Annotated in this window: 22 protein-coding genes; 20 read left to right on the top strand and 2 right to left on the bottom strand. The window is 66.9% G+C overall.

Features of this window, described 5'->3' with window-relative positions; translation table 11 throughout:
- Positions 1-21: 21 nt before the first annotated feature.
- Genes WC509_04880 through WC509_04870 form a run of 3 tightly spaced genes read left to right on the top strand, consistent with a single transcriptional unit; the run spans position 22 to position 3888 of the window.
- Positions 22-717 (top strand): hypothetical protein, encoded by a 696-nt coding sequence (locus WC509_04880; GenBank protein MFA5006777.1) that lies wholly within the window; start codon positions 22-24, stop codon positions 715-717.
- Positions 710-2587, top strand: a complete 1878-nt coding sequence (locus WC509_04875; protein ID MFA5006776.1) for a beta-L-arabinofuranosidase domain-containing protein — start codon at positions 710-712, stop codon at positions 2585-2587. Before WC509_04880 ends, WC509_04875 begins: the two co-directional genes overlap by 8 nt.
- The gene (locus WC509_04870; protein MFA5006775.1) at positions 2584-3888 is read left to right on the top strand and encodes an MFS transporter; all 1305 of its coding nucleotides are present in this window, start codon (positions 2584-2586) and stop codon (positions 3886-3888) included. Before WC509_04875 ends, WC509_04870 begins: the two co-directional genes overlap by 4 nt.
- A 51-nt stretch (positions 3889-3939) precedes the next feature.
- Here WC509_04870 and WC509_04865 read toward each other — a convergent pair whose 3' ends face one another.
- Positions 3940-4695, bottom strand: coding sequence for a hypothetical protein (locus tag WC509_04865; protein MFA5006774.1), 756 nt, complete (start codon positions 4693-4695; stop codon positions 3940-3942).
- A gap of 179 nt (positions 4696-4874) precedes the next feature.
- Between WC509_04865 and WC509_04860 the strand changes: the two genes are divergently transcribed.
- On the top strand, positions 4875-5906 hold the full coding sequence (locus WC509_04860; protein ID MFA5006773.1) for an SIS domain-containing protein: 1032 nt from the start codon (positions 4875-4877) through the stop codon (positions 5904-5906).
- Here the strand turns inward: WC509_04860 and WC509_04855 are convergent.
- On the bottom strand, positions 5896-6624 hold the full coding sequence (locus WC509_04855) for a hypothetical protein (protein MFA5006772.1): 729 nt from the start codon (positions 6622-6624) through the stop codon (positions 5896-5898). The two genes, WC509_04860 and WC509_04855, sit on opposite strands and share 11 nt — an antisense overlap.
- 84 nt (positions 6625-6708) lie before the next feature.
- On the opposite strand from WC509_04855, the gene WC509_04850 reads away from it, so the two are divergent.
- The 16 genes from WC509_04850 (at position 6709) to ade (ending at position 23103) form a co-directional block, all read left to right on the top strand.
- Entirely contained in the window at positions 6709-7266 is a 558-nt protein-coding gene (locus tag WC509_04850; protein ID MFA5006771.1) for a GNAT family protein, read from the top strand.
- Between the two features lie 51 nt (positions 7267-7317).
- On the top strand, positions 7318-7782 hold the full coding sequence (locus WC509_04845) for a hypothetical protein (protein ID MFA5006770.1): 465 nt from the start codon (positions 7318-7320) through the stop codon (positions 7780-7782).
- Positions 7783-7841: 59 nt separating this feature from the next.
- Positions 7842-8774 carry a carbamate kinase gene (gene arcC / locus WC509_04840; protein ID MFA5006769.1) on the top strand — a complete coding sequence of 311 codons (933 nt, stop codon included), beginning with the start codon at positions 7842-7844 and terminating at the stop codon, positions 8772-8774.
- Positions 8775-8955: 181 nt separating this feature from the next.
- Positions 8956-9534, top strand: coding sequence for a nucleotidyltransferase family protein (locus WC509_04835; protein ID MFA5006768.1), 579 nt, complete (start codon positions 8956-8958; stop codon positions 9532-9534).
- The gene (locus WC509_04830; GenBank protein ID MFA5006767.1) at positions 9524-10333 is read left to right on the top strand and encodes an FAD binding domain-containing protein; all 810 of its coding nucleotides are present in this window, start codon (positions 9524-9526) and stop codon (positions 10331-10333) included. The genes WC509_04835 and WC509_04830 overlap by 11 nt, the downstream gene beginning before the upstream one ends.
- The gene (locus WC509_04825) at positions 10317-10769 is read left to right on the top strand and encodes a 2Fe-2S iron-sulfur cluster-binding protein (protein ID MFA5006766.1); all 453 of its coding nucleotides are present in this window, start codon (positions 10317-10319) and stop codon (positions 10767-10769) included. Before WC509_04830 ends, WC509_04825 begins: the two co-directional genes overlap by 17 nt.
- Positions 10766-13075, top strand: a complete 2310-nt coding sequence (locus WC509_04820) for a molybdopterin cofactor-binding domain-containing protein (protein ID MFA5006765.1) — start codon at positions 10766-10768, stop codon at positions 13073-13075. Before WC509_04825 ends, WC509_04820 begins: the two co-directional genes overlap by 4 nt.
- A 10-nt stretch (positions 13076-13085) precedes the next feature.
- Positions 13086-13715, top strand: a complete 630-nt coding sequence (locus WC509_04815; GenBank protein MFA5006764.1) for a hypothetical protein — start codon at positions 13086-13088, stop codon at positions 13713-13715.
- Between the two features lie 62 nt (positions 13716-13777).
- Entirely contained in the window at positions 13778-14254 is a 477-nt protein-coding gene (locus WC509_04810; protein ID MFA5006763.1) for a nucleoside-triphosphatase, read from the top strand.
- 10 nt (positions 14255-14264) lie between these two features.
- Positions 14265-15569: an amidohydrolase family protein gene (locus WC509_04805; protein ID MFA5006762.1), complete on the top strand. Its 1305-nt coding sequence runs from the start codon at positions 14265-14267 to the stop codon at positions 15567-15569.
- The gene (locus WC509_04800; protein MFA5006761.1) at positions 15566-16870 is read left to right on the top strand and encodes an amidohydrolase family protein; all 1305 of its coding nucleotides are present in this window, start codon (positions 15566-15568) and stop codon (positions 16868-16870) included. Before WC509_04805 ends, WC509_04800 begins: the two co-directional genes overlap by 4 nt.
- Positions 16867-17943, top strand: coding sequence for a 4Fe-4S binding protein (locus WC509_04795; GenBank protein MFA5006760.1), 1077 nt, complete (start codon positions 16867-16869; stop codon positions 17941-17943). The genes WC509_04800 and WC509_04795 overlap by 4 nt, the downstream gene beginning before the upstream one ends.
- Before the next feature lie 29 nt (positions 17944-17972).
- The gene (locus WC509_04790; GenBank protein ID MFA5006759.1) at positions 17973-20072 is read left to right on the top strand and encodes a xanthine dehydrogenase family protein molybdopterin-binding subunit; all 2100 of its coding nucleotides are present in this window, start codon (positions 17973-17975) and stop codon (positions 20070-20072) included.
- A complete protein-coding gene (locus tag WC509_04785) occupies positions 20059-20532 on the top strand; it encodes a (2Fe-2S)-binding protein (GenBank protein ID MFA5006758.1) in 474 nt (157 codons plus the stop codon). The genes WC509_04790 and WC509_04785 overlap by 14 nt, the downstream gene beginning before the upstream one ends.
- Positions 20529-21365, top strand: coding sequence for an FAD binding domain-containing protein (locus tag WC509_04780; GenBank protein ID MFA5006757.1), 837 nt, complete (start codon positions 20529-20531; stop codon positions 21363-21365). The genes WC509_04785 and WC509_04780 overlap by 4 nt, the downstream gene beginning before the upstream one ends.
- A gap of 28 nt (positions 21366-21393) precedes the next feature.
- Positions 21394-23103, top strand: a complete 1710-nt coding sequence (ade, locus tag WC509_04775) for an adenine deaminase (protein ID MFA5006756.1) — start codon at positions 21394-21396, stop codon at positions 23101-23103.

The raw sequence follows: 23103 nt of genomic DNA, 5'->3' as shown, positions 1-23103 counted from the left end.
CCCCCGGAGGTGTTCCAGGGCATGAAGAGGCTGTCCGCTCCTCTGACCTTCATCGCGATCCAGACGGCATTGGCCGTCGCTTTTTTATGGTTCACCGAAGGCGTCTGGACGCGCCTGTTCCAATACCTGTCCGTGCTCTCGGCGCTTTCCTATCCGCTTCTCCGAAGGGGCGTCGACGTCGACCGTCTGCTCGCGGTCTTCGGTCTCTTCCTGACGGCGGTCGCGGACTTCCTCCTGGTCGCCGTCGGCCCGTTCAGGATACCCGCGCTGGCCTGCTTCCTCGTTTCCCAGTCCTGTCACGCGGCCCGTCTCGACCGGCTGGCGTCGCTGTCGACCAGAACGACGTTGCCGGCGCGCATCGCCCTCGGGATCGCGCTGACGGCCGTGCCGCTGGCGCTGTCGATGCCGGTCGACGCGCTCTCCCTGTTGACGCCGTTCTACGCCTCCTTCCTGCTTTTCAACGCGGTCGTCGCGTTCCGGGCGCGCCGCCGCGATCCGTTCGCCTTCACCGGGATCGTCTTCCTGATCCTCTGCGACTTCTTCATCCTGCTCTCGGTCGGAACTTCGGAAGGATACTTCGTCCTCGAACCGGGATCGATCCTTGCGATCCTCGGGGAATCCTCGTTCAACTTCGCGTGGCTGTTCTACGCTGCGTCGCTTGCGCTGCTCGCGCTCGGCGCCGTCCATGCGAGAAAGGAGTCGACGCTCCATGTTTGATTCCCGCTACAGGCGTCTCCCCCTGACCGCCATCGATCCCGCCGGAATGATCGGCGACCTGCTTTTGAAGCAGGCGGCGGGTCTGACGGGACATCTGTCCGACGTGTTCCCCGACGTCGGACCCGACTCCGCCTGGCTTGGCGGATCGGGCGAGAGCTGGGAACGCGGACCCTACTACCTCGACGGACTCGTGCCTCTGGCGTTTCTGACCCGCGATCCGTCGCTGTCGGCGAAGATGGAGGAATGGATCGGCGCGATCCTCGGCTCGCAGCGTCCGGACGGCTTCTTCGGGCCTGCGGTGAACGACGACTGGTGGCCGCGCTTCGTCGCCCTCAAGGCGGTCGTCCAATACGCCGAGGCGACGGATTCGGCACGGGCGCGGAGGTTCCTCGTCCGTTTCTGCGACCACATGGTCGACCATATCGAATCCCGTCCCCCGGCGTTCTGGGGGTACGCGCGCGGTCTCGAAGCGTTTCCGGCGATCCTCTTCGTCGCGAAGGCGACCGGGGATCCCCGTCATCTCGAACTGCTCCGGACGCTGTCCCGGCTCACCTACCCGTGGGCGGCGTTCTTCCGGTCGTTTCCCTATCCGGAACCGACCGGCAGGTATTTGAACCGCACCCTCTTCCTGGCCGTCAGGCCGATCCTCGCCCTGCTCGACGGCATCGCCAAGCGTCATCCCCGTCCCGACCGGCGGAGCGCGGCGGCGATCCGGCGCGACAACGCGAAGAAGGGAAACGTGCTCTATCTGACGACCCATGGCGTCAACCTCGCGATGGCCGTGAAGTATCCCGTCTACGAGTCCTTCCTTGCCGGCGAGCCGTCCGCCGAACCGGCCCTTTCGGCGCTCGACGCGATCGCCACGAGGCATGGGACCGCCGCCGGCGCGTTTTCCTCCGACGAGCATCTCGACGGTCCCGGTCCCGACCGCGGGATCGAGCTGTGCGCGGTCGTCGAACTGATGCATTCGCTCGGCGAAACGCTTGCGCTCACGAGCGACGTCACGGTCGCCGACCGGCTCGAGCGGCTTCTCTGGAACACGCTTCCGGCGACCCTCACGGAAGACCTCTGCGCACACCAGTACCTGCAGCAGACGGATCAGCCCGAGGCGACCGTGAAACGGCGCCGCTTCTACGATTCCGGGCCGCGCTCGACGATCTTCGGCGTCGCCCCGAACTACGGCTGCTGCGCCGCCAACATGCATCAGGGGTTCCCCAAGGCGGCGGCGACCGCGATGCTGCTCGACGAGGCCGGGGCGACGCTGTTCCTGATTCTGGCAGGCACCTACCGACTCGTCGCGCCGACCGGTTCGGCGACGGTTGTCGTCGAGTCCGGCTACCCGTTCGAGGACGTTGTCCGGATCCGCGTCGAAACGGTTTCGGGGATGCCTCTTTCACTTCGTCTCAGACGCCCGTTCGGCGCCGCCGCGACCGTCGACGGGACCCCCTTCGAAGGAGAAGTCCTCGCGCTCTCGGACGGCATGAAGACCGGCGACGCGTTTTCCGTCCGCTTCGACTTCGCCGTCCGGACCCTCACGAATCCCGACGGGACCCGAAGCGTCTTCCGCGGACCGCTCCTCTTCTGCGAACGCCTCGAGGCCCGCGAGGTCCGACTCGGCGGGACGCCGCCCTTCCACGATCGCGCCTTCGTGCCCGCTTCGCGCATCCGCCACTCGCTTTCAACCCGAGGCGGCGAGGCCGTCGTGGTCTCGTTCGAGGCGACCGCGGGCACGGGGTTCCACGACTCCGACGCCGTCCTGACGGTCGCCGGCGTCGCCCCTGACGGTACCCGCGAACCCCTGTCGCTCCATCCCTACGGTCTTTCGCCCCTGCGCTACACCCATTTCGCAACCCTGGAGGAATCACGATGAAGAAGAACAAGCTCGGCGTCCGCATCTGGTCGACCCTTCTGCTGTTCGGCCTGTTCGGTCAGATCGCATGGGTCATCGAGAACATGTATTTCAACAAGTTCCTGTACGACACGATCTCCGGCGACGCGCGCCACATCGCCTGGATGGTGGCGGCGAGCGCCGCGACCGCGACCCTCACGACGATCGTGATGGGCGCGCTCTCCGACCGCGTCGGCCGTCGCAAGGCCTTCATCTCCTTCGGCTACGTCCTCTGGGGTCTGTCGACGATGGCCTTCGCCTTCATCTCGACCGACGCCGCCGCGGAACTCTTCCCGAACGGCGACGCGACCCTGATCGCGGCTGCGGTCGTGATCGCGATGGACTGCGTGATGACCTTCTTCGGGTCGACCGCGAACGACGGCGCCTTCAACGCCTGGGTCACCGACGTCACGACCCCCGACGTCCGCGGGAAGGTCGACGGGATCCTCGCGATCCTGCCGCTCACGGCCCTCCTCCTGATCTTCGGCGGATTCGACGGCTTCGCCGCGTCCGGCGACTGGTCGACGTTCTTCCTCGTCCTCGGCGGTCTCGTCTCCGCCGGCGGCGTGGCCGGCTTCTTCCTGATCAGGGAAGACCGGGCGAAACCGTCGGAAGGCCACTACTGGCGCACCGTCGCGCACGGCTTCCTGCCGTCGACGGTGAAGGCCAATCCGACCCTCTACCTGATCCTTCTGACGCTCGCGGTCTTCACGACCGCCGGCCAGGTCTACATGCCCTACTTCATCATCTACATCGTCGAATATCTCGACGTCGAGGCCTATGCGATCCTCCTCGGCGCGGTGATTCTGGCGGCCTCGATCGCGGGCATCCTCGTCACGCGGAAGGTGTCGGCCGCGACGATCAACCGCTACTTCCTTCCTTCGCTTTCGGTCATGGCGGTCGGTCTCGTCCTGCTCTGGATCGCCCGCGACCCGCTCTTCGTCGGGATCGCCGGGTTCGTGATGATGTCGGGAAACCTCGTCTTCACCGGCGTCCTGAACGCGAAGATGCGCGACCGCACCCCGCTCGGGAAGGCCGGGCGGTTTCAGGGAATTCGCATGATCTTCTTCGTTCTGATCCCGATGATCGTCGGGCCGTTCATCGGTTCGAGCGTGATCCGCGGGAACGGCGAGACCTTCGTCGAGTTCGGCGTCGTCAAGGACCTCCCGACACCGGCGATCTTCCTCGCCGCCGCGATCGTCTGCGTCCTCACCCTCGTGCCGCTTTGGTTCATGCTCCGGCGGGACAAGGTCGAACCGCCGCTCGCAAGCGACTCCCAATGACGAAAAAAACGTCGGATGCGTCCGACGTTTTTTTATCATCTTCAAGGAGGTTCAGGCGTTCGTCCGTCTCGTCGTTCCTCGACGAATCAGAAACGGCGCGTAGCAGGCGAGCATCGCGACGAGTCCGAGGAAGCACATCTTCGCGAGATACCAGATCCAGCCGAGCTTCTCGTCTGCGAGGGTCCGTCCGAAAAAGGAGAAGTTCAGATAGGGCAGGCCCGGCATCGGCGGCTGGGCGGAATAGAAAAAGTTCGTGGCGACGCCGCCGGTGGAGAACATCGAGTTCGTGTAGATCGAGAAGAAGAACAGGATCAGAAGCAGGACCATCGTCTTGCCAAGCCGGCGCCAGGTGAAATCGACCTGCTTCGAAAGCGCGATGTAGAGGCCGAAGGCGACGACCATCGCGTGATAGACGAAGTACTCGAAGATCTCGGGATTGGCGAAGGAGATCGGATTGACGGTCGCGATCAGGAGGGCGGCGAGGCCGCCCACGAGCATCGTCGGGTACATGAAGGCGAGAAGCGTCTTCTCGCGTTCGGCGGATTTGTTGAAGAAGCGCAGATACCAGATCGCGAAGATCTGGATCGAGCAGAGATGGAGAGGCAAGAATTCGACGGAGAGAAGCGCTGCGCCGCCGGCGACGTCGATCCGGGAGAACACCTTCATCAGTTCGCCGTAGATCGTGACGCCGACCATGAACGTGAGCATCGACCGGACGGGTACGCGCTTCTTCACGGAATAGACGACGACGGCGACGATCATGACGGCACAGATGGCGAGGATGAGAAGATGCAGGGTCGAGAACATGGAAGCCTCCCGGAAAGGATCGCCGCGGCGATCCGCATTTTGACACCATTGTACCACGTTTCGCCGTCCGAGGATGCGAAAATCGACGGTCGACGGCGGTTCGTCGCGCCGGTGTTGTTGATTTCCGGCGCCCTTGAAGATACAATAAAGATATGCAGATGCGCCCGAGGTGGACTCCGATGAAAACCCGCATGGAACTGGAAATCGAGGAAACCCCGGACAGGCTGAGACGCGCCTTCGCGGCGTACCGCGCCGCCCTCGCCCCCGCCGCCGCCGAGGTTCGCCGCCGCGGCGTCCGCGCCGTCGTCTTCGCCGGACGCGGATCCTCCGACAACGCCGGCGTCTACTTCAAGTACCTGATCGAGACCCGCGCCGGACTTCCCGTCGCCTTCGCCGCCCCGTCGGCGACGACCCTCTACGGCCGCGAACCCGACTTCGCCGACAAACTCGTCGTCGGCGCGAGCCAGTCCGGTCAGGCGGAGGATGTCGCCGCCGTCCTGTCCGCCGCGACCCGCCAGGGCGCCGTCACGATCGCGCTCACGAACGTTCCTGGATCGCCCGTCGCCCGCGCCGCGGGATATGCGGTCGACCTCGCCGTCGGCGTCGAGGAAAGCGTCGCCGCGACCAAGACCTTCACCGCCGAACTGCTTGCGCTCGGAATCCTGACCGCGATCCTCGCGGACGATCACGTCCTCGAGGAGGAGCTCGCGACGGCCCCCGCCCTCTTTGCCCGGACGCTCGCGCAGACCGCCCCGATCGACGCCTTCGCGCAAGGCCTCGCGGACATGCGGTCCTGTTTCGTCCTGGCGCGCGGCTACCATCTCGCGATCGCCCACGAACTCGCCCTCAAGCTCCAGGAGTCGTGCTATGTGCTCGCCCATTCCTACTCGCTTCCCGACTTCCGCCACGGTCCCTTCGCGCTCGCCGAAAAGGACGCCGTCTTCATCCTGCTCGCGCCTTCCGGCGTCACGATGCCGGACGCTGACGCGATGCTTCGCGATCTGCGTGCGCTCGGCGCCCGCGTCCTGGTCTTCACCGACGATCCCGGATTTTGCCTCGACGACCGCGTCCTGCTTCCAAGGGCTCCGGAGACGGTCGCGCCCTTCGCGCTCGCGGCGGCGGTGCAACTGTTCGCCTGCCGGCTGTCGGCCGCGCGGCGGCAGAATCCCGACGCCCCCCGCGGATTGAAAAAAGTCACCGTCACAAAGTGACGGCGACGATACGGTATAAAAATGCCCTGCCCTGCCTGCCGACCAGTTCGGCGATCCCCGCCTCCCGAAGGAAGAGGGCGGTCCTGCCGGCGTCGGTCACGCTCATCCGAAGCGCCTTCCCGAGGTCCTTGACCGTGAACGGATCCGGAAGGGGCGGCAACAGCGCCGCGAAGTCCGCGGGACCCGCGTATCGACCGACCTCCGGGATCCCCCGCGGATAGAGGTCGACCCGGCCGCGCGGAGACCGCGCGTCCCGATTCGATGCGACGCGATATTCGGCGGCGTCGAAGGCGACCGTCATGAAGTCGAGACCGGGATGTCCGACGAGGCCGGCGAATCCGTGCAGTTCCGCGAGGATCCGCGACGGATCGTGCCGCTTCGGCGAGATCCGCCCCTTCCCGAGGACGCCGTCGGCGCCGATCGTATGGATCGTTCGGCGGCGGACGACGGGATAGACGACCGTCACCGGGTACTCCCGGAGGAGGGCCTCGACCTTGGTTCTGATCGAGAAGAACGACCGCGTCTGGACCTCGTAGACGCGACCGTCCGCGAAGACGTCCGCGATCCGTCCCCCGAGGCGGACCTCGTGGGTCGTCGGGTCGGGGCTGATCCAGTACTTGATGGCGCGGTGGGCGGTCTGCTCGGACAGCGTGCCGATGCTTTCCGGCTTCCACCCGTCGCTTTCGATCCGATCCTTGATGTCCTCAAACGACCTCATCGATCTCGCCCCCTCGTCCTATTCTACCATCATTCGACGCGCCCGCATCCCCCGATCCGCGCGTCCGGAAGGAGGAATCCCCCTATGCGGCTGAGAAGCGGCGTCGTGGTCGTCCGCGACGCGAATGAAATGGACGCCCATCTGCTTTCCTCCTGGTGGGCCAACGGCAAGGTCATGGAACACGCCGGCTATCCCGACGGAATCCGCAAGGATCCGCTCGAACTCGCCGCCGAACTTCGCGCCGAGTCGGCCCTGATCCAACCTCTCAGGAGGCGCCTCATGATCGAATTCGGCGGCGTGCCGATCGGCGAGATGAACTACCGGATCGAGGCGAAGGTCGCCGAGATCGGCGTCAAGATCTGCGACTTCTCATACCACGGCATGGGCATCGGGCCGCAGGCGCTCGTGGTCCTGATCGAGTACCTGTTCGACCAGCGTGACCTGGAGAAGATCGTGCTCGACACGATGATCGAGAACGTCCGCGCCCAGCACGTCTACGAAAAGCTTGGGTTTCGGAAACTCGCCGTGAACAAGGACTGCTGGACCGACCAGCGCGGACGCAAGCGCACGAGCGTCGACTACGAACTTTCGCGAACCGCCTTCGAGGCGGTCCGCCGCGCGATGCGTCTGAACGAACATTAGGCAAGGACAAGACGGAACGGACCGGGCGGCGATGGAGCCGCGGAGGAATGCATGGGCGCATACGACCTGTTCGTGAAAGAGGCTTTCTTCCTCGTCGGCTGCGACGGCCAGGGGCCGGCCGGGGAAGCCAGCGAATGGATCCCGCCGCTGTGGGAGGAATTCAACGCCGGCTTCGGGAAACTCGAGACGCTCGCGCGCCCCGACGCCCGCGGCCGGATCCACGTCTGGGGCGCGATGACCGACCTCGCCCAGGAGTTCCAGCCCTGGGGCGAGGACGGCCGCTACATGGTCGGGGTCGAGTCGGACCGGTACATGGACGCGCTCGGGTTCGCCGTCTGGCGCGTTCCCGGGTTCGTCTACGTCCGCGTTCCGGCGACGATCGAGACCTACGCCGACGTCTACCGCCACACGCTCGGGGTCGTCTTCGCCGAGCAGGGGTGGAATCTCGTCGGCGCCATCCAGGAGATGTACCTGAAGGAACGGATGTGGCTTCTGTTCCCCATCGAACGGTTGTAATCGGGTAACGCACGTGATATAATGGAGCGCTCCGCGGTCAGCGGACGCCGGGAGAAACCATGAAGAGAATCGTCATCGCCCTCGGGGGCAACGCCCTCGGGAACCACGCCGCCGAACAGTCCGAACTGGTCAGGGCCACCGTCAAGCCGATCGCCGAACTGGTGGCGCGCGGCCATCAGGTCGTCGTCACCCACGGCAACGGCCCGCAGGTCGGCATGATCAACCTCGCCTTCGAGACCGCCGCGAAGGCTTCGGCGCTTTCGCATCCGATGCCTTTTCCGGAATGCGGCGCGATGAGCCAGGGATACATCGGCTACCACCTCCAGAACGCCTTGAACCGCGAACTCGCGGAGCGCGGGATGGCCGAACGGGCCGTGAGCGTCGTCACCCAGGTCGAGGTCGATCCCGCAGACCCCGCCTTCCGCAATCCGACCAAGCCGGTCGGCGCCTTCTATTCGAAGGAAGCCGCCGAGCGGCTCGCCGCCCAGAGCGGCTACGTCATGAAGGAGGACGCCGGGCGCGGCTATCGCCGCGTCGTTCCGAGTCCGAAACCCGTCGCGGTCGTCGAACTGCCGATGATCCGCACCCTCGTCGACGCCGGCTACGTCGTCGTCGCCGTCGGCGGCGGCGGGATCCCCGTCGTGAAGGACGGCGCCGGCCATCTCGGCGTCTCCGCCGTCATCGACAAGGACTTCGCCTCCCAGACGCTCGCCGACCTGCTTGACGCCGACATGCTCTTCATCCTCACCGCGGTCGAGCGCGTCTCGCTCAACTACGGTCGGCCGGACCAGATCGACCTCGACCGGCTCTCGATCACCGAGGCCGAGGACTTCATCGCCCAGGGGCACTTCGCCAGGGGATCGATGCTGCCGAAGGTCGAGGCGGCGGTCCGCTTCGCCGCCGGGAAGGCCGGACGCGTCGCCGTGATCTGCGCCCTCGAGAAGGCCGCCGAGGCGATCGAAGGCCGTTCGGGAACGCGGATCGAGCGCTGACCGGGTCGTGCACACGGCACGCGCGGCGCGAAAAGATCAGTTAATATTCGAAACGATATAGAAAAATAAATGCGTCGGTGATATAATAGCGTTCAAATCGGGAGACACCGCCCGTCACGCCGCGCACTTATTTTTTTTACACTTCGGATGAAAGCGCTTGTAACGGAAGGAGGGGCCGAAGATGGCTCAGGGAATCGTCCTCGCCGGCGGCTTTTCGAGCCGCGCCGGCATGAACAAGATGACCCTACCCTACCGGGGCGTGCCGCTCGTCGCCCGCGCGGTCGACGTCCTTTCGCCCTTCTGCGACGCGATCGTGGTCGTCACCGGCCGCTTCCACGACGACATCGTCGAGGCCCTCGCCGGGCGCCCGAAGACGACCTTCGTCCGCAACCCGCTCTTCGAGAACGGGATGTTCGACTCGGTCCGCTGCGGCGTCGGCGCCACGACCGGCGACGTCCTGATCCTGCCGGGAGACATGCCGCTGATCGAACCGTCGACGGTGGCAAAGATCCTTTCCGCGACCGGCGATATCCGCGTCCCGATCTACCGCCGAAAGACGGGTCACCCCATCTTCATCGCGGCGCGGCTCAGGACGCCCCTGCTCGCCTACCGCGGACCCGACGGTCTCCGCGGTTTCCGCGACCGGGAAGGCTTCACGAGCGTTCCGACCGATGATCCCGGCATCCTCATCGACGTCGACTCGCTCGACGACTATCGCAAGCTCACGAACGAAGGAGGGGAACACCCTGATGCGGATTGAGAACGTCGTAAGACCGGCTTCCGCCGAAGAAGCCTATAAGGTCCTGCTCGCCGACAAGAACGCCGTTCCGATCGGCGGCGGCGCCTGGATCAAGCTGACCCTGAAGGAGATCCAGACAGCCGTCCTGCTCGACGGCCTCGGCCTCGATCGGATCGTCGCCGACCAGCGTACGGTGGAGATCGGCTCGCTCGCGACGCTCTCCGCGGTCGCCGAGGATCCGGTCCTTTCCGGCATGTACGGCGGCCTGCTTTCCACCACCTGCCGCCGGGTGATGGGGATCAACGTCCAGGACGTCGCCACCCTCGGGGGCACCGTCATGGGCGGCTACGCCTTCTCCGACCTCCTGACCGCGCTCCTCGCGATGGACGCCACGCTCCGCTTCCAGAAGCACGAACCGATGAAACTCGCGGAGTACGTCGCGCGGAAGACGAATTTCCGCGACCTCCTCACGGCGGTCTCGATCCCGCGGCGCAACGGCCGCGGCGCTTTCGTCAAGATCGCCAGAACCCGCCTCGACTTCGCCATCCTCAACCTCGCCGTCACGAACGTGAACGGCCTCTACCTGATCGCCGTCGGCGCCCGCCCCGGCGTCGCGAGGCTCGCGACCGCGGCCGCCGAGCGGCTGAACGAGATCCATCCCGTTTCGGTCTTCGACCTCGAGAAGGCCGTGGGCGACGCCCTCGGCGAACTCGACTTCGGATCCAACGGGCGCGCTTCCGAGGAGTATCGGCGCATGCTCGCGAAACACCATCTCTTCCGCGCCCTGAAGGAGGTGACCTTCGATGCTGATCCGCGTTGAAGTCAACGGTCTGTCCCGCCCGTTCGACGTCGAACCGGGCGACTACCTGCTCGACACGCTCCGCAACGCCGGCTGGCTCTCGGTCCGCCGCGGCTGCGACTCCACCTCATGCGGCGTCTGCACGGTTCTCGTCGACGGCCGTCCCGTGCCGTCCTGTTCGTTCCTGTCGATCCGCGCCGACGGCCGCAAGGTGACTACCGTCGAGGGCATCGCCGCCGAGGCAGAACGCCTCGCCCGCCATTTCGGCGAGGAGGGCGCCGACCAGTGCGGCTACTGCAATCCCTCGCTTGCGCTCGCAGTGTATGCGCTCAAGACGACGAAACCGGACGCGACCGACGACGAGATCCGCACATGGCTCGTCGGAAACCTCTGCCGCTGCTCGGGGTACCAGTCGCAGCTCGCCGCGATCCGGCGCTATCTGGAGGAACGTCCATGAACGTCGTGAACAAGCCGCTGCCGTCGCTTGACGGAAAGGCGATCATGATGGGCCGCCCGGCCTACACCGACGACTTCACCGCTCCGCAGTCGCTTGCGGTCAAGATCCTGCGGAGTCCGCACCCCTTCGCCCGGATCGTCGCGATCGACCTGACCGAAGCGCGCGCGATTCCCGGAGTCGAACTCGTCCTCACCCACAAGGATTTTCCGCGCGTCCCCTTCACCCGCGCCGGACAGGGCTATCCCGAACCGTCTCCGCACGACAAGTTCGTGCTCGACGAATACGTCCGCTACGTCGGCGACGAGGTCGCCATCGTCGCGGCGTCCGACGTCCGGACTGCCGAAGCCGCGATCGCCGCGATCAAGGTCCAGTACGAGCTCCTCACGCCCGTCCTCGACCTCGACACCGCCGTCGACAATCCCTCCGTGCTCCATCCGGAACCGGAGATCCACGAGATGTTCCCGATCGGCTTCGAACCGAAACGGAACATCGCCGCCTCCTACAAGATGAACGTCGGCGACGTCGACGCCGTCCTCAAGACGTGCGACGTCGTCGTGAAACGGACCTACCGCACCACCGCGCAGGCCCACGTCGCAATGGAACCGCACGCCGCCAACGCCCGCTTCGACCATCAGAACCGACTCGTGATCCACGCGACGACGCAGACGCCGATGCACGTGCGTCGGATCCTCTCGCAGGCGCTCGGCTATCCGATCGCCAACATCCGCGTGATCAAGCCGCGCGTCGGCGGCGGCTTCGGCGGGAAGCAGGCGATCGCCGCCGAACTCGCCGTCGCGACCGTCGCGATCCGGACCGGCAGGCCGTGCCGGCTGGTCTTCACCCGCAAGGAGGTCTTCGAATCCTCCTACACGCGGCATCCGATGCGGATCGAGATGACCCTCGGTGCGATGAAGGACGGGACCCTGAAGGCGATCGACTGCCAGGTCCTCTCCGACACCGGCGCCTACGGGGAACACGCCCTCACCGTCTTCATGGTGACGGGATCGAAGGTGCTCCCGCTCTACAACAAGGTCGACGCGGTCCGCTTCGGCGGGATCGTCGCCTACACCAACCACACCCCCGCCGGCGCGTTCCGCGGCTACGGCGCGATCCAGGGCAACTTCGCCCTCGAATCGGCCGTCGACGAGCTCTGCGCCGAACTGAAGTGCGATCCGCTCGCGTTCCGCCGGAAGAACATGATGCGCGAGGGCGAGACCTCGCCGATCTTCGCGATCATGGGCGAAGGCACCGAAGGCACCGCGATGACGATGGACACCTGCAAGCTGCCGTTCTGCGTCGACCGCGGCGCCGAGCTCAGCGACTGGGCGCACAATTTCCCGCGCCGCATCGTCGCCCGCAACCGCGTCCGCGCGGTCGGGATGGCGATCGCGATGCAGGGCAGCGGCATCCCCCTGATCGACATGGCGTCGGCCACGATCAAGCTGAACGACGACGGTTTCTACAACCTCCTCGTCGGCGCGACCGACATCGGCCAGAAGAGCGACACGGTCCTCGCCCAGATCGCCGCCGAGGAACTCGGCACCACCCTCGACCGCATGGTCGTGACCTCCTCGGACACCGACGTGACGCCGTTCGACACCGGCGCCTACGCCTCCTCGACCACCTATGTCTCCGGCAACGCCGTCCTGTGCGCGGCCCGGAAGATGAAGGAGGCGCTCGTCGCGGAAGCCGCCGAGGTCCTCGGCACGACCCGCGACCAGGTCGCCTTCGACGGCGAGAAATTCGTCGCCGAATCGGGTCGGACGACCCTGCGCGAACTCGCCAACCGCCTCTATTACAACCAAGGGCAGAAGCAGCTCTGCGTCACCGGCAGTTTCGTCGGCCACAAGTCGCCGCCGCCCTTCATGGCCGGGTTCGCGACCGTCGAGGTCGATACCGAGACGGGCGAGGTCGACCTGATCGACTACGTCTCCGTCGTCGACTGCGGCACCACGATCAACCCGAAGCTGGCGCAGGGCCAGGTCGAGGGCGCGATCGTCCAGGGCCTCGGCATCGCGATGTTCGAGGAGCCGGGCTACGCCAAGGACGGTCGGACGAGTCCGAACGACCTGCTCCAGTACAAGATCCCGACCCGGCTCGACATCCCGAAGCTCACGACCGAGTTCGCGGTCTCCTACGAGGAGTCCGGCCCCTTCGGCGCGAAGTCGGTCGGCGAGATCGGCATCGACACCCCGCCGGCGGCGATCGCGAACGCGATCTATCACGCCGTCGGCGTCCGCATCCGCGAACTCCCCGTCACCCCGGAAAAGATCTGGCGCGGCCTCCAGGCCCGTCAGGCGAAATAAGGAGGAACCCATGAACAAGAACCTCAAGATCGCGATCCTGGTCGTCGCCTACGGCGCCCTCTGGGGTCTGCTCGAAGCCACCCTCGGCTACGTCCTGCATCTCGTCCACGACTACCTCTCCGGCATCGTCATGCCGGCGATCGGCGCGGCGATCCTGGTCCGCTTCCGCAAGGAGACCGGAAACCGCGGCGCCGCCGTCGCGGTCGGCGCAATGGCCGCGCTCGTCAAGTCGGTCGACTTCCTGATTCCCGGGATGAATCCGCTCCGGGTCGCCAACCCGATGCTCTCGATCGTCCTCGAGGCTGCCGTGATGGCGGCGCTCCTTCCGGCGCTTTCGAAGGGAACGGAATGGCGCCGCATCGAACTCCAGTTCTCCGCCTCGCTCGGCTGGCGCGTCGCCTTCATCCTCGCGCTGTCCGTCGAATACTGGGGCTTCGGGATCTGGTCCGGCCAGCTTGCCGGCTTCGACACGCTCTTCGAGTTCATCGTCTACAACGGCCTCGCCTCCGGCGCCGTCTGGATCTTCGTCGACCGCCTCGCCGGCCGTCTGCCGGAGACCGTGACGCGCCCGTTCGCGAAACCGGCGTTCGCGGCCGGAATGGCCGCGCTCGCGCTCGCCGCGACCTATCTTCTGTCCTGATTCCGACGCCAATCGCCCCGGGCCTTGGCGTTCTTCTTAACCGTCCGAAGGGGGTGGCCGTCTTGGTCACGATCGTCACGGGAGGCATCGACTCCTGCAAGACCACGAAACTCACGTCGCTTTTTGCCGAATCCGGAAAAGGCGACGGTTTCGCGATGATCAAGCGGCTCGCCGGCAGGCACGTCCGCGGTTACGACGCCAGGCGGCTCTCCACCGGCGTCGAGATCCCGCTCGTGCATCGCCGCGGCTTCGAACCCGAAGGCCTCGCGGTCGCCTGCGAGATCGGTCCGTACCTCTTCGCAAGAGAATCCTACGACCGCGTCGTCCGCGAACTGACGGAGATGGTCGCCGCCCGCACCTCCCCGATCTACTTCGACGAGATCGGCGAGCTCGAACTCTCAGGATCCGGATTCGACGACGCGATCGCGGCGCTTGCGGCGTCGGGACTCGACCTCGTCCTCGTCGTCCGCGACGAGTTCGTCGAACGCGCGATCGCCCGCTACGGCTTCCGCAACGCGACGGTCGTCGACTCGATCTAGGGGGTCCGCCATGAACGACCTGCTGATCAGAAACGGCCTCGTCCGCCTCGGCGACGCCGACGTCGCGACCGACCTCCTGGTCCGGGACGGACGGATCACGTCCGTCGGGCCGTCCCCGGAACCCGCCCTCGAGACGTTCGACGCCGCCGGTTTGCGCGTGCTCCCCGGCTTCATCGACCCGCACGTCCATTTCGACCTCGACCTCGGCCGGATCCGCTCCGCGGACGACTTCCGGTCCGGTTCGGTTGCGGCCGCGTTCGGCGGGGTCACGACCTTCATCGACTTCCTTTCGCCGACGGATACCCCCGAGGCGCTCGAGCGGGCGTTCGCCGACCGGCGCCGCGAGGCGCGCGAAGCCGTCGTCGACTACCGCTTCCACGCCACGATCAAGAATCCGCGCTGCGACCTCGAACGGTACGTGCGGACGATGCTTTCGCTCGGGATCCGCTCGCTCAAGCTGTTCACGACCTATTCCGATTCCGGACGCCGGACCTTCGATTCCGACATCGAGAGGCTCCTCGAACTCTCCGAACGGGAAGGTTTCGTCGTCCTCGCCCACATCGAGGACGATACCCGCATCGTGATGGAGGACGGCTTCACCGCGCGGGACCTCCCGAAGAGCCGCCCCGCGGCGGGCGAGACGGCGGAAGCGCTCAAGCTCGCGTCGTTCGTCGAGCGTCGCGGCGGCACCCTCTACATGGTCCACTGTTCCTCGGGGGCGACCCTCGACGCCCTTCGCACCCGCTATCCCGCGCTCCTCGGCCGTCGTTTCTTCGTCGAGAGCTGCCCGCACTACTTCGCCTTCACCGAAGACGACCTCGCCTCTTCCGACGGAGCGCTCTACGCGATGGCGCCGGCGCTCCGCTCCGCCGCCGAACGCGACCGCCTCGCGGCCGGCTTCGACGACGTCTACGCGATCGGCACCGACCACTGCCCCTTTACCCGGGAGCAGAAGACGAAATCCCTGCTCCGCGACATCCCGATGGGGATCGGCGGCGTCGAACACGCCTTCCGGGTCCTTCACCACCGGTTCGGCGACGCCGTGATCCCGAAGATGACGGCGCATCCGGCCGAATGCTTCGGACTGGCCGGAATCAAGGGAACGATCGCCGTCGGCGCCGACGCCGATTTCGTGTTCGTCCGCCCGGGGGCGGGGACGATCGCCTCCGACCATTCGCGGGGACACTCGCTCTGGCTCGGAACCGAAGTCTCCGCGTCGATCGCGGCGACGATGGTCCGGGGCCGGTTCGCCGTCAGGGACGGCCGCTTCCTCGGCACGTCGGGAAGATATGTGGAAGGAGGGACGAAACGATGACCGCCGTCGTCCACGCGAACCTCTTCGATTTCATCTCGTGGCGGGAAGACGCCTACGTCCGCTTCGACGACCGGATCCGCGCCGTCGGACCGATGTCGGAGTACGTCCCCGGAACGGAGACCGTCGTCGACGCCCGCGGCGCGATCCTGATGCCGGGACTCGTCCTCGGCCACACGCACGTCTATTCGGCCTTCGCACGCGGAATGTCCGTCCCCTTCGCACCACAGGGATTCCAGGACATCCTCGACCAGCTCTGGTGGAAGCTCGACCGGAACCTCGACCTCGAGGCCGTGCACGCCTCGGGCGCGGCGGCCGCCGCCGATTACCTCCGAAACGGCGTCACCGCGATCGTCGACCACCACGCCTCGGGCGCGATCGACGGGTCGCTTGCGGCGCTCGGCGACGCGATCGTCGACGTCGCCGGCATGCGCGCCGCGTTCTGCTTCGAGACCTCCGACCGCTTCGACGTCGACGCCTGTATCCGCGAGAACCTCGCGTTTTCCAAACGCGTCCGTCCCGGACGGTCGGCGGCGATGTTCGGTCTGCACGCCTCGATGTCCCTCGGAGACGACACCCTCCGCCGCGTCGCGGCCGTCCGCGGGGATCTCCCCGTCCACGTCCACGCCGCCGAATCCGCGGAAGACGTCGCCATGACCCGCTCGCGTCACGGCACGTCCGTCGTCGAACGCTTCGACCGCTTCGGGATGGTCGGCCCGGGATCGCTCTACGTCCACTGCGTCCATTGCGACGAGCGCGAACTTTCGCTCCTGAAGGCGCGTGGCGCGACCGTCGCCGTCAACCCGACGTCCAACATGAACAACGGCGTCGGTCTGCCCGACGTCGCGGGGATGCTCGCGCGGGGAATCCCGACGATCCTCGGCGACGACGGGATGTCGGCCTCGGCGGCCGTCGAGATCCGCGCCCTCGGCTTTTCGATGAACCACCGTGACGGGATGCCGACCGCCTTCGGCCTCGCCGACACGCTTCGCGTCGTCCTGAACACCTACGACTTCATGTCGTCGCTGTTCGGAATCCGCCTCGGCCGGATCGAGCCGGACGCGGCGGCCGACCTGCTCGTCGCCGACTACCCCGGGCCGACACCGATCGGCCCTCGCAACGCCTTCGGCCACTTCGTCTTCGGAATGGCGCCGGCGTTTCGGCCGCGCCACGTCTTCGTAAACGGCCGGCAGGTCGTCGCCGACTTCACGCTCGACGACCCGGTCGCGGCCGCGGCCGCCGGATCCAGGGAAAAGGCGCAGGCGGTCTGGGACCGCCTCGCCCGGGAAGGAGAACAGCGATGAACGACAACCTCAGGGTCACCTTCGACGGGCTTTCGCTCGCCAATCCGCTGATGCCGGCATCGGGTCCGCTCGTCGGCGATTTCGAGAAGCTTTGCTTCATGAGGGATTCCGGCCTCGGCGCGGTCGTCACGAAGACGATCTCGACGAAGGCCCCCGTCATCCCGCGTCCGTGCATCTACGGCGACCGCGACTACGCGATGAACTCGGAGCTCTGGAGCGAACATCCGCTCAGCCGCTGGACGGACGACTTCCTTCCCGCCTACATGGCGGTCAAGGATCGCCCGCTCATCGTCTCCGTCGGCTACTCGAAGGAGGACATCGAAGTCCTGATTCCGGCCCTCGACGGGTTCGCCGACGCCTTCGAGGTCTCGACCCACTACGTCGGCACCGACCTCGCGGTGATCGGCCGGACGGTCGCGGCGATCCGCGCCCGCACGAAGAAGCCGATCTACATGAAGGTGAGTCCGCATCTGCCGGACGTCGCCGGTTTCGCGCGCACGATCCGCGAGAACGGCGCGAACGGGGTGGTCGCGATCAATTCGCTTGGCCCGACGATGAAGGTCGACCTCGCGACCCGGCGGATCCGCTACGGCAACGCCGACGGCTACGCCTGGACCTCGGGACCCGTCATCAAGAACCTCGCCCTCGCCGCCGTGCGGCGCATCAAGACCGCCGCTCCGGAACTCACCGTGATCGGCGTCGGCGGGATCCAGTCCGCCGAGGACGTCCTCGAGTTCCTGCTCGCCGGCGCTTCGGCGACGCAGATGCTCTCGGGGGCGCTGCTCCGCGGGAAGGACCTCTACGCGAAGATCGTGGGGGACATGCCGGCAGCGCTCGCCAAGTACGGTTTTTCCTCGATGGCCGAGGTCGCCGCGACGCGGCTCGACGCTTCCGTCTCCTACGAACCGGTTCCGCCGGTCCTCGACGAGGCGAAGTGCACGAAATGCCGCCTGTGCGTCCGCGTCTGTCCGTATTTCGCACTCGAGCTGCGCGAAAGGATCGAGGTCGACGCCGCCAAGTGCTTCGGCTGCGGTCTCTGCATCGCCAAATGCCCGACCCGGGCGCTCCGTTGAAGCGAATCCGGTCGAAAGGGGGGTTCCCGATGAACGACATCCATGACACCGTCGTCCGTCGCGACGCCGCGGCCAAGATCGCCGGACGCGCGACATACGTCGGCGATCTGCCGATCGCGGGCGTTCTCCACGCCAGGACGGTGCGGTCGACGATCGCGAAGGGCGAGATCCTGTCGATCGCCGTGCCGCCGCTTCCGCAGGACTGCTTCGTCGTCGGCGCGGCCGACGTCCCCGGCGAGAACGCCGTCCGGATCATCTTCAAGGACATGCCCGTCTTCGCCGACGGAGAAGTGCGCTACATCGGCGAACCGATCCTGCTCGTCTGCGGACCGGACCGCGCGGTCGTCTTCGACCTCGCCGCGCGCGTCGTCGTCCGCTACCGCGAGGACGTCCCGGTCTTCGCAAACGTCGTCGCCGGCGCGCGGTACGCCTACTCCAAGGGCGATCCCGAAAAGGCGTTCGCGGAAGCCGTCCGCACGGTTCGCGAATCCTTTTCCACCGGATACCAGGAACAGGCGTACATCGAACCCCAGGGGATGGTCGGCTATCCCGAGGACGGCGGCAAGGTCACCCTCGTCGGATCGATGCAATGTCCCTACTACGTCAAGAACGCCGTCGTCGGCGTGCTCGGCTGTGCCGAGGACCGGGTCCGCGTGATCCAGGCCGAGACCGGCGGCGCCTTCGGCGGGAAGGAAGAGTTCCCCTCCCTCACGGGTGCACAGGTCGCGGTCGCCGTCCGCAAGACGGGAAGACCGGTCTCGCTCCTCTACGAACGCACCGAAGACGTCGAGACGACCACCAAGCGGCATCCCTCCACGATCGAACTGACCGCGGCGCTCGACTGCGACGACCGCGTCGTCGGCCTGATGGCAACGGTCGCGATCGACGCCGGCGCCTACCTCGGACTCTCCGGAGTGGTGCTCTCGCGCGCGCTCATCGCCGCCACCGGCGCCTATACCGTTCCGCATCTTCGCGTCGAGGGGACCGCATACCTCACCAATACGGTTCCGACCGGCGCGTTCCGCGGGTTCGGTGCGCCGCAGATGTTCTTCGCCGTCGAAATGTTCATGGGTCACCTCGCGGCCCGCGCCGGCGTCGACCCGATCGCCTACAGGCGCCGCCACCTGGCGCGCCGCGGCGACCTCACCTCGACGTCGGGCCTCTACCGCGACCCGATCCTCGTCGACGGCATGATCGACCGCGTCCTCGAACGCTCCGACTACCGCCGCAAGGTCCGCGAGTTCAAGAAAGGCGACGCCTGGAGGGGGATCGGCCTTTCGGTCTTCTTCCACGGCTGCGGCTTCACCGGCAGCGGCGAAGCCGACCACATCAAGGCGCGCGTCCGCCTCGACAAGGATTCCGCCGGGACCGTGACGATCCGGATCGCCTCCGTCGACATGGGACAGGGCGCGGCGACGGCGCTCTCCAAGATCGTCGCCGCCGTCCTCGGCCGACCGCTCGAAACGGTCGTCTTCCCGCATCCCGACACCGACCTCGCCCCCGATTCGGGGCCGACGGTCGCCTCGCGGACGACGATGATCGTCGGCGGACTGCTTGCCCGCGCGGCGCTCCGCCTCAAGGAGGAGTGGACCGAGGGGTCGGCGCAGTCCGTCGAGGAACGTTACGTCCAGCCCGAGGGCATCGTCTGGGACGAGGAGCGCTTTCTTGGCGACGCCTATCCGGCGTATTCGTGGGGTGTCGTCGCCGTCGAGGTCGAAGTCGACCGGCGCACCTTCCAGGTCGACCTCAAGGGCGTCTGGAGCTGTTACGACGCCGGCACGGCGATCGACCCGCTGCTCGCCGAAGGCCAGGCCGACGGCGGCCTCACGCAGGGCATCGCCTACGGCTACCTCGAGCGGATGGAAGTGAAGGACGGCCGCGTCCGTCAGAAGAACCTCACCGACTACATGATCCCGACCGCGGTCGACGTCTGTCCGGCCGATACGGTCTTCATCGAGAATCCCTACGCCTTCGGTCCCTTCGGCGCGAAGGGCCTCGGCGAACTCACCCTCGTCGGCGGCGCCCCCGCCGTCGCGGCGGCGATCGAACATGCGATCGGAAGGAAAATCTCATCGATTCCGGCGACGCCCGAATCGATCATGGAGCTGATCGAACATGGCACGCGTTGAATTCAACCTGAACCACCGCGACGTCGTCTACGACGGCGACGCCTCCCGCCGCCTGCTCGACGTCCTCCGCATCGACTTCGGCCTCGTCGGCACGAAGGAGGGCTGCGGCGAGGGCGAATGCGGCGCCTGCTCGGTCCTGATCGACCACGCCCTCTACAACAGCTGCATGGTCCCCGTCGCGAACGCGCACGGACGCAGGATCGTCACGATCGAAGGATTCCGCGAATCCGAACGTTATCGCGTGATCGAAGCGAGCTTCCTGTCGGAAGGCGCGGTCCAGTGCGGCTTCTGCACGCCCGGAATGGTGCTCGCGGCCGAGGCGCTGCTTTCGAACGACCCGCATCCGACGGCAGCGGCCGTCGCCGACGCCCTCTCGGGCAACCTCTGCCGCTGCACCGGCTACCGCATGATCGTGCGCGCCGTCCTGCGCGCGTCGAAGGACGGTGAGGGGCTGTGGTGAACAAAGCGATTCCCGGATCCAGGCGCGAAGCCCTCGAACTCCTCGCCATCGGCGGCGGCCCCGTCGTCGCCGGCGGCACCGACCTGATGGTGAAGCGCCGCCGCTGGGCGGGCGTGTCGCCCGCGATCGCGGAAGGCGCCGTCTACGTCGCCAACCTGTCCGAACTCTCCCGTATCCGCGTGGACGCGGGTCTCGTCGAGATCGGCGCGACGGCGACGCTTTCGCAACTGCTCGTCCATCCGCTCGTCCCGGCGCTCCTGAAGGCCGCGATCCGCGTGACCGCGTCCCCCGGGATCCGCAACGCCGCGACCCTCGCCGGCAACCTGGCGAACGCCTCCCCGGCGGCCGACCCGGCGCTCGCGCTGGCGTGTCTCGACGCCGTCGTGCGGCTCGAGAGCGCCTCCGGTGTCCGCACCGTTCCGGTCGTCGGCTTTTCGACCGGCCCGGGAAAGACCGTCCTCCGTCCCGACGAGCTGATCACGGCGATCCTCGTTCCCTCCGACGACGGCGCGACCGTCCGTTTCGAGAAGGTCGGCGGCCGCAAGGCCGACGCGATCGCGAAGGTCGCCTTCGCCGGATTCGTCAAGGTCGACGACGGCGTCGTGACCCGTTTTTCGGTCGCGTTCGGCGCCGTCGGTCCGACGGTCGTGCGCGACGCGAAGATCGAGGAGTCGGCGACCGGGCTTTCCCTCGAGGAGCTGAAGCGGCAACTGCCCCGCATCCGCGAGACCTACGGCGTCGCGATCCGGCCGATCGACGACCAGCGCTCGACGGCGGACTACCGCCGCACCGTCGCGCTCAACCTGCTTTCCGACTTCATCGGGAGTCTCTAGTCAACCAGGCTTCACCAGGGAGGGAACCATGGGCAAACCGGAACGCGTCAGATTCGCCAGGGGTCTCGAGAAGGCCCCGCTGGTCCTGAAGAACGCGCACGTCGTCAACGTCTTCTCCGGCACGATCGACTTCTGCGACGTCGCCGTCGCCGAGGGCGTCGTCGTCGGCCTCGGGTCGTACGACGGTGTCGAGGAGATCGACCTCGAGGGGCGGTACCTGAGCCCCGGCTTCATCGACGGCCACGTCCATATCGAGTCCTCGATGCTCACGCCTCCCCAGTTCGCGCGCTGCGTACTGCCCTGGGGAACGACCGCGGTCGTCGCCGATCCGCACGAGATCGGCAACATCCGCGGCGTCGACGGCGTCCGCTACATGATCCGGGCCGCCGCCACGGTCCCGCTCGACGTCTTCATGATGATCCCCTCGTGCGTGCCGACGACCGTCTTCGAGACCGCCGGCGCGACGATCGGACACGAGGACGTCGCGGCGCTCGCGGGCGACCCGTCGGTGCTCGGCCTCGGCGAGGTGATGGATTACCCGCAGGTGCTTTCCGGCGGCCCGGAGATCTTCGCCAAGATCGCCGCCGTCGGGAACCGCCCGGTCGACGGGCATTCCCCGGCCGTGACGGGCAAGGACCTCTGCGCCTACGTCGGCGCCGGGATCCGGACCGACCACGAGTGCCGCACCCCGGCGGAACTCGCCGAGCGCGTCCGACTCGGGCAGTACGTCCATCTCCGCGAGGGATCGCACACCAAGAACCTGCTCGCGCTGCTTCCCGCGGTGAACGAGAAAAACCGCCACCGCGTCACCTTCTGCACCGACGACAAGCATCCCGAGGACATCCGTCGGGAAGGCCACATCAACCACAACGTCAAGCTCGCCATCGAGGCGGGGGTCGATCCGGTCGACGCGATCCGGATGGCGACCCTCAACACGGCCTGCTGCTACGGCCTGCAGGGCCGCGGGGCGGTCGCCCCGGGCTATCGCGCCGACCTCGTCGTGATCGACGATTTGAAGGCCATGGTCCCGTCGTTGGTGTTCAAGGACGGCGTCCTCGTCGCCCGCGACCGGGTCGCCCTCTTCGAGGTCCCGACGGTCCGGGACGGTCGCGTCGTCGACACCGTCCGCGTCGATCCGGCGAAGGTCTCCTTCGAACTCCGGCTCGGCAGGGACGCGGTCAAGGTGATCGGCCTCGATACCGCCAACGCCTCGACCAAGAAACTCGTCCGCGTCGTCGACCGGAAGGACGGGATCTACGTCCACGACCCCGCCCGCGACATCCTCAAGCTTGCCGTGATCGAACGTCACCGCGGCACCGGCAACGTCGGCCTCGGCCTCGTCGAAGGCTACGGCCTGAAGCGCGGTGCGGTCGCGATGACGATCGCCCACGACTCGCACAACCTGATCGTGATCGGCGATTCCGACCGCGACATGCGCCTCGCGGTCGAGCGGATCGTCGCGATCGGCGGCGGGATCGCCGTCGTGAAGGACGGCGCCGTCGCCGAATGCCTGCCGCTCGAAGTCGGCGGGATCATGACCACGGCGGACGCCTCCGTCGTCGTCGAACGGCTCGAGGCGATGCGCGCGGTCGTGCGCACCATGGGCGTCGACGCGAGCCTCGAGGATCCGTTCCTCGCGCTCGGGTTCCTTTCGCTTCCGGTGATTCCGGAACTCAAGCTCACCGACATGGGACTGTTCGACGTCCCGCTCTTCCGGCTCGTGCCGATCGAGGAATGA

The sequence above is a fragment of the Candidatus Izemoplasmatales bacterium genome (genome assembly GCA_041649275.1).
Classification (GTDB): Bacteria; Bacillota_I; Bacilli_A; order Izemoplasmatales; family Hujiaoplasmataceae; genus UBA12489.
The sequence above is the reverse complement of the archived record's forward strand: the minus strand, read 5'-3'. Positions and strand labels throughout refer to the sequence as shown.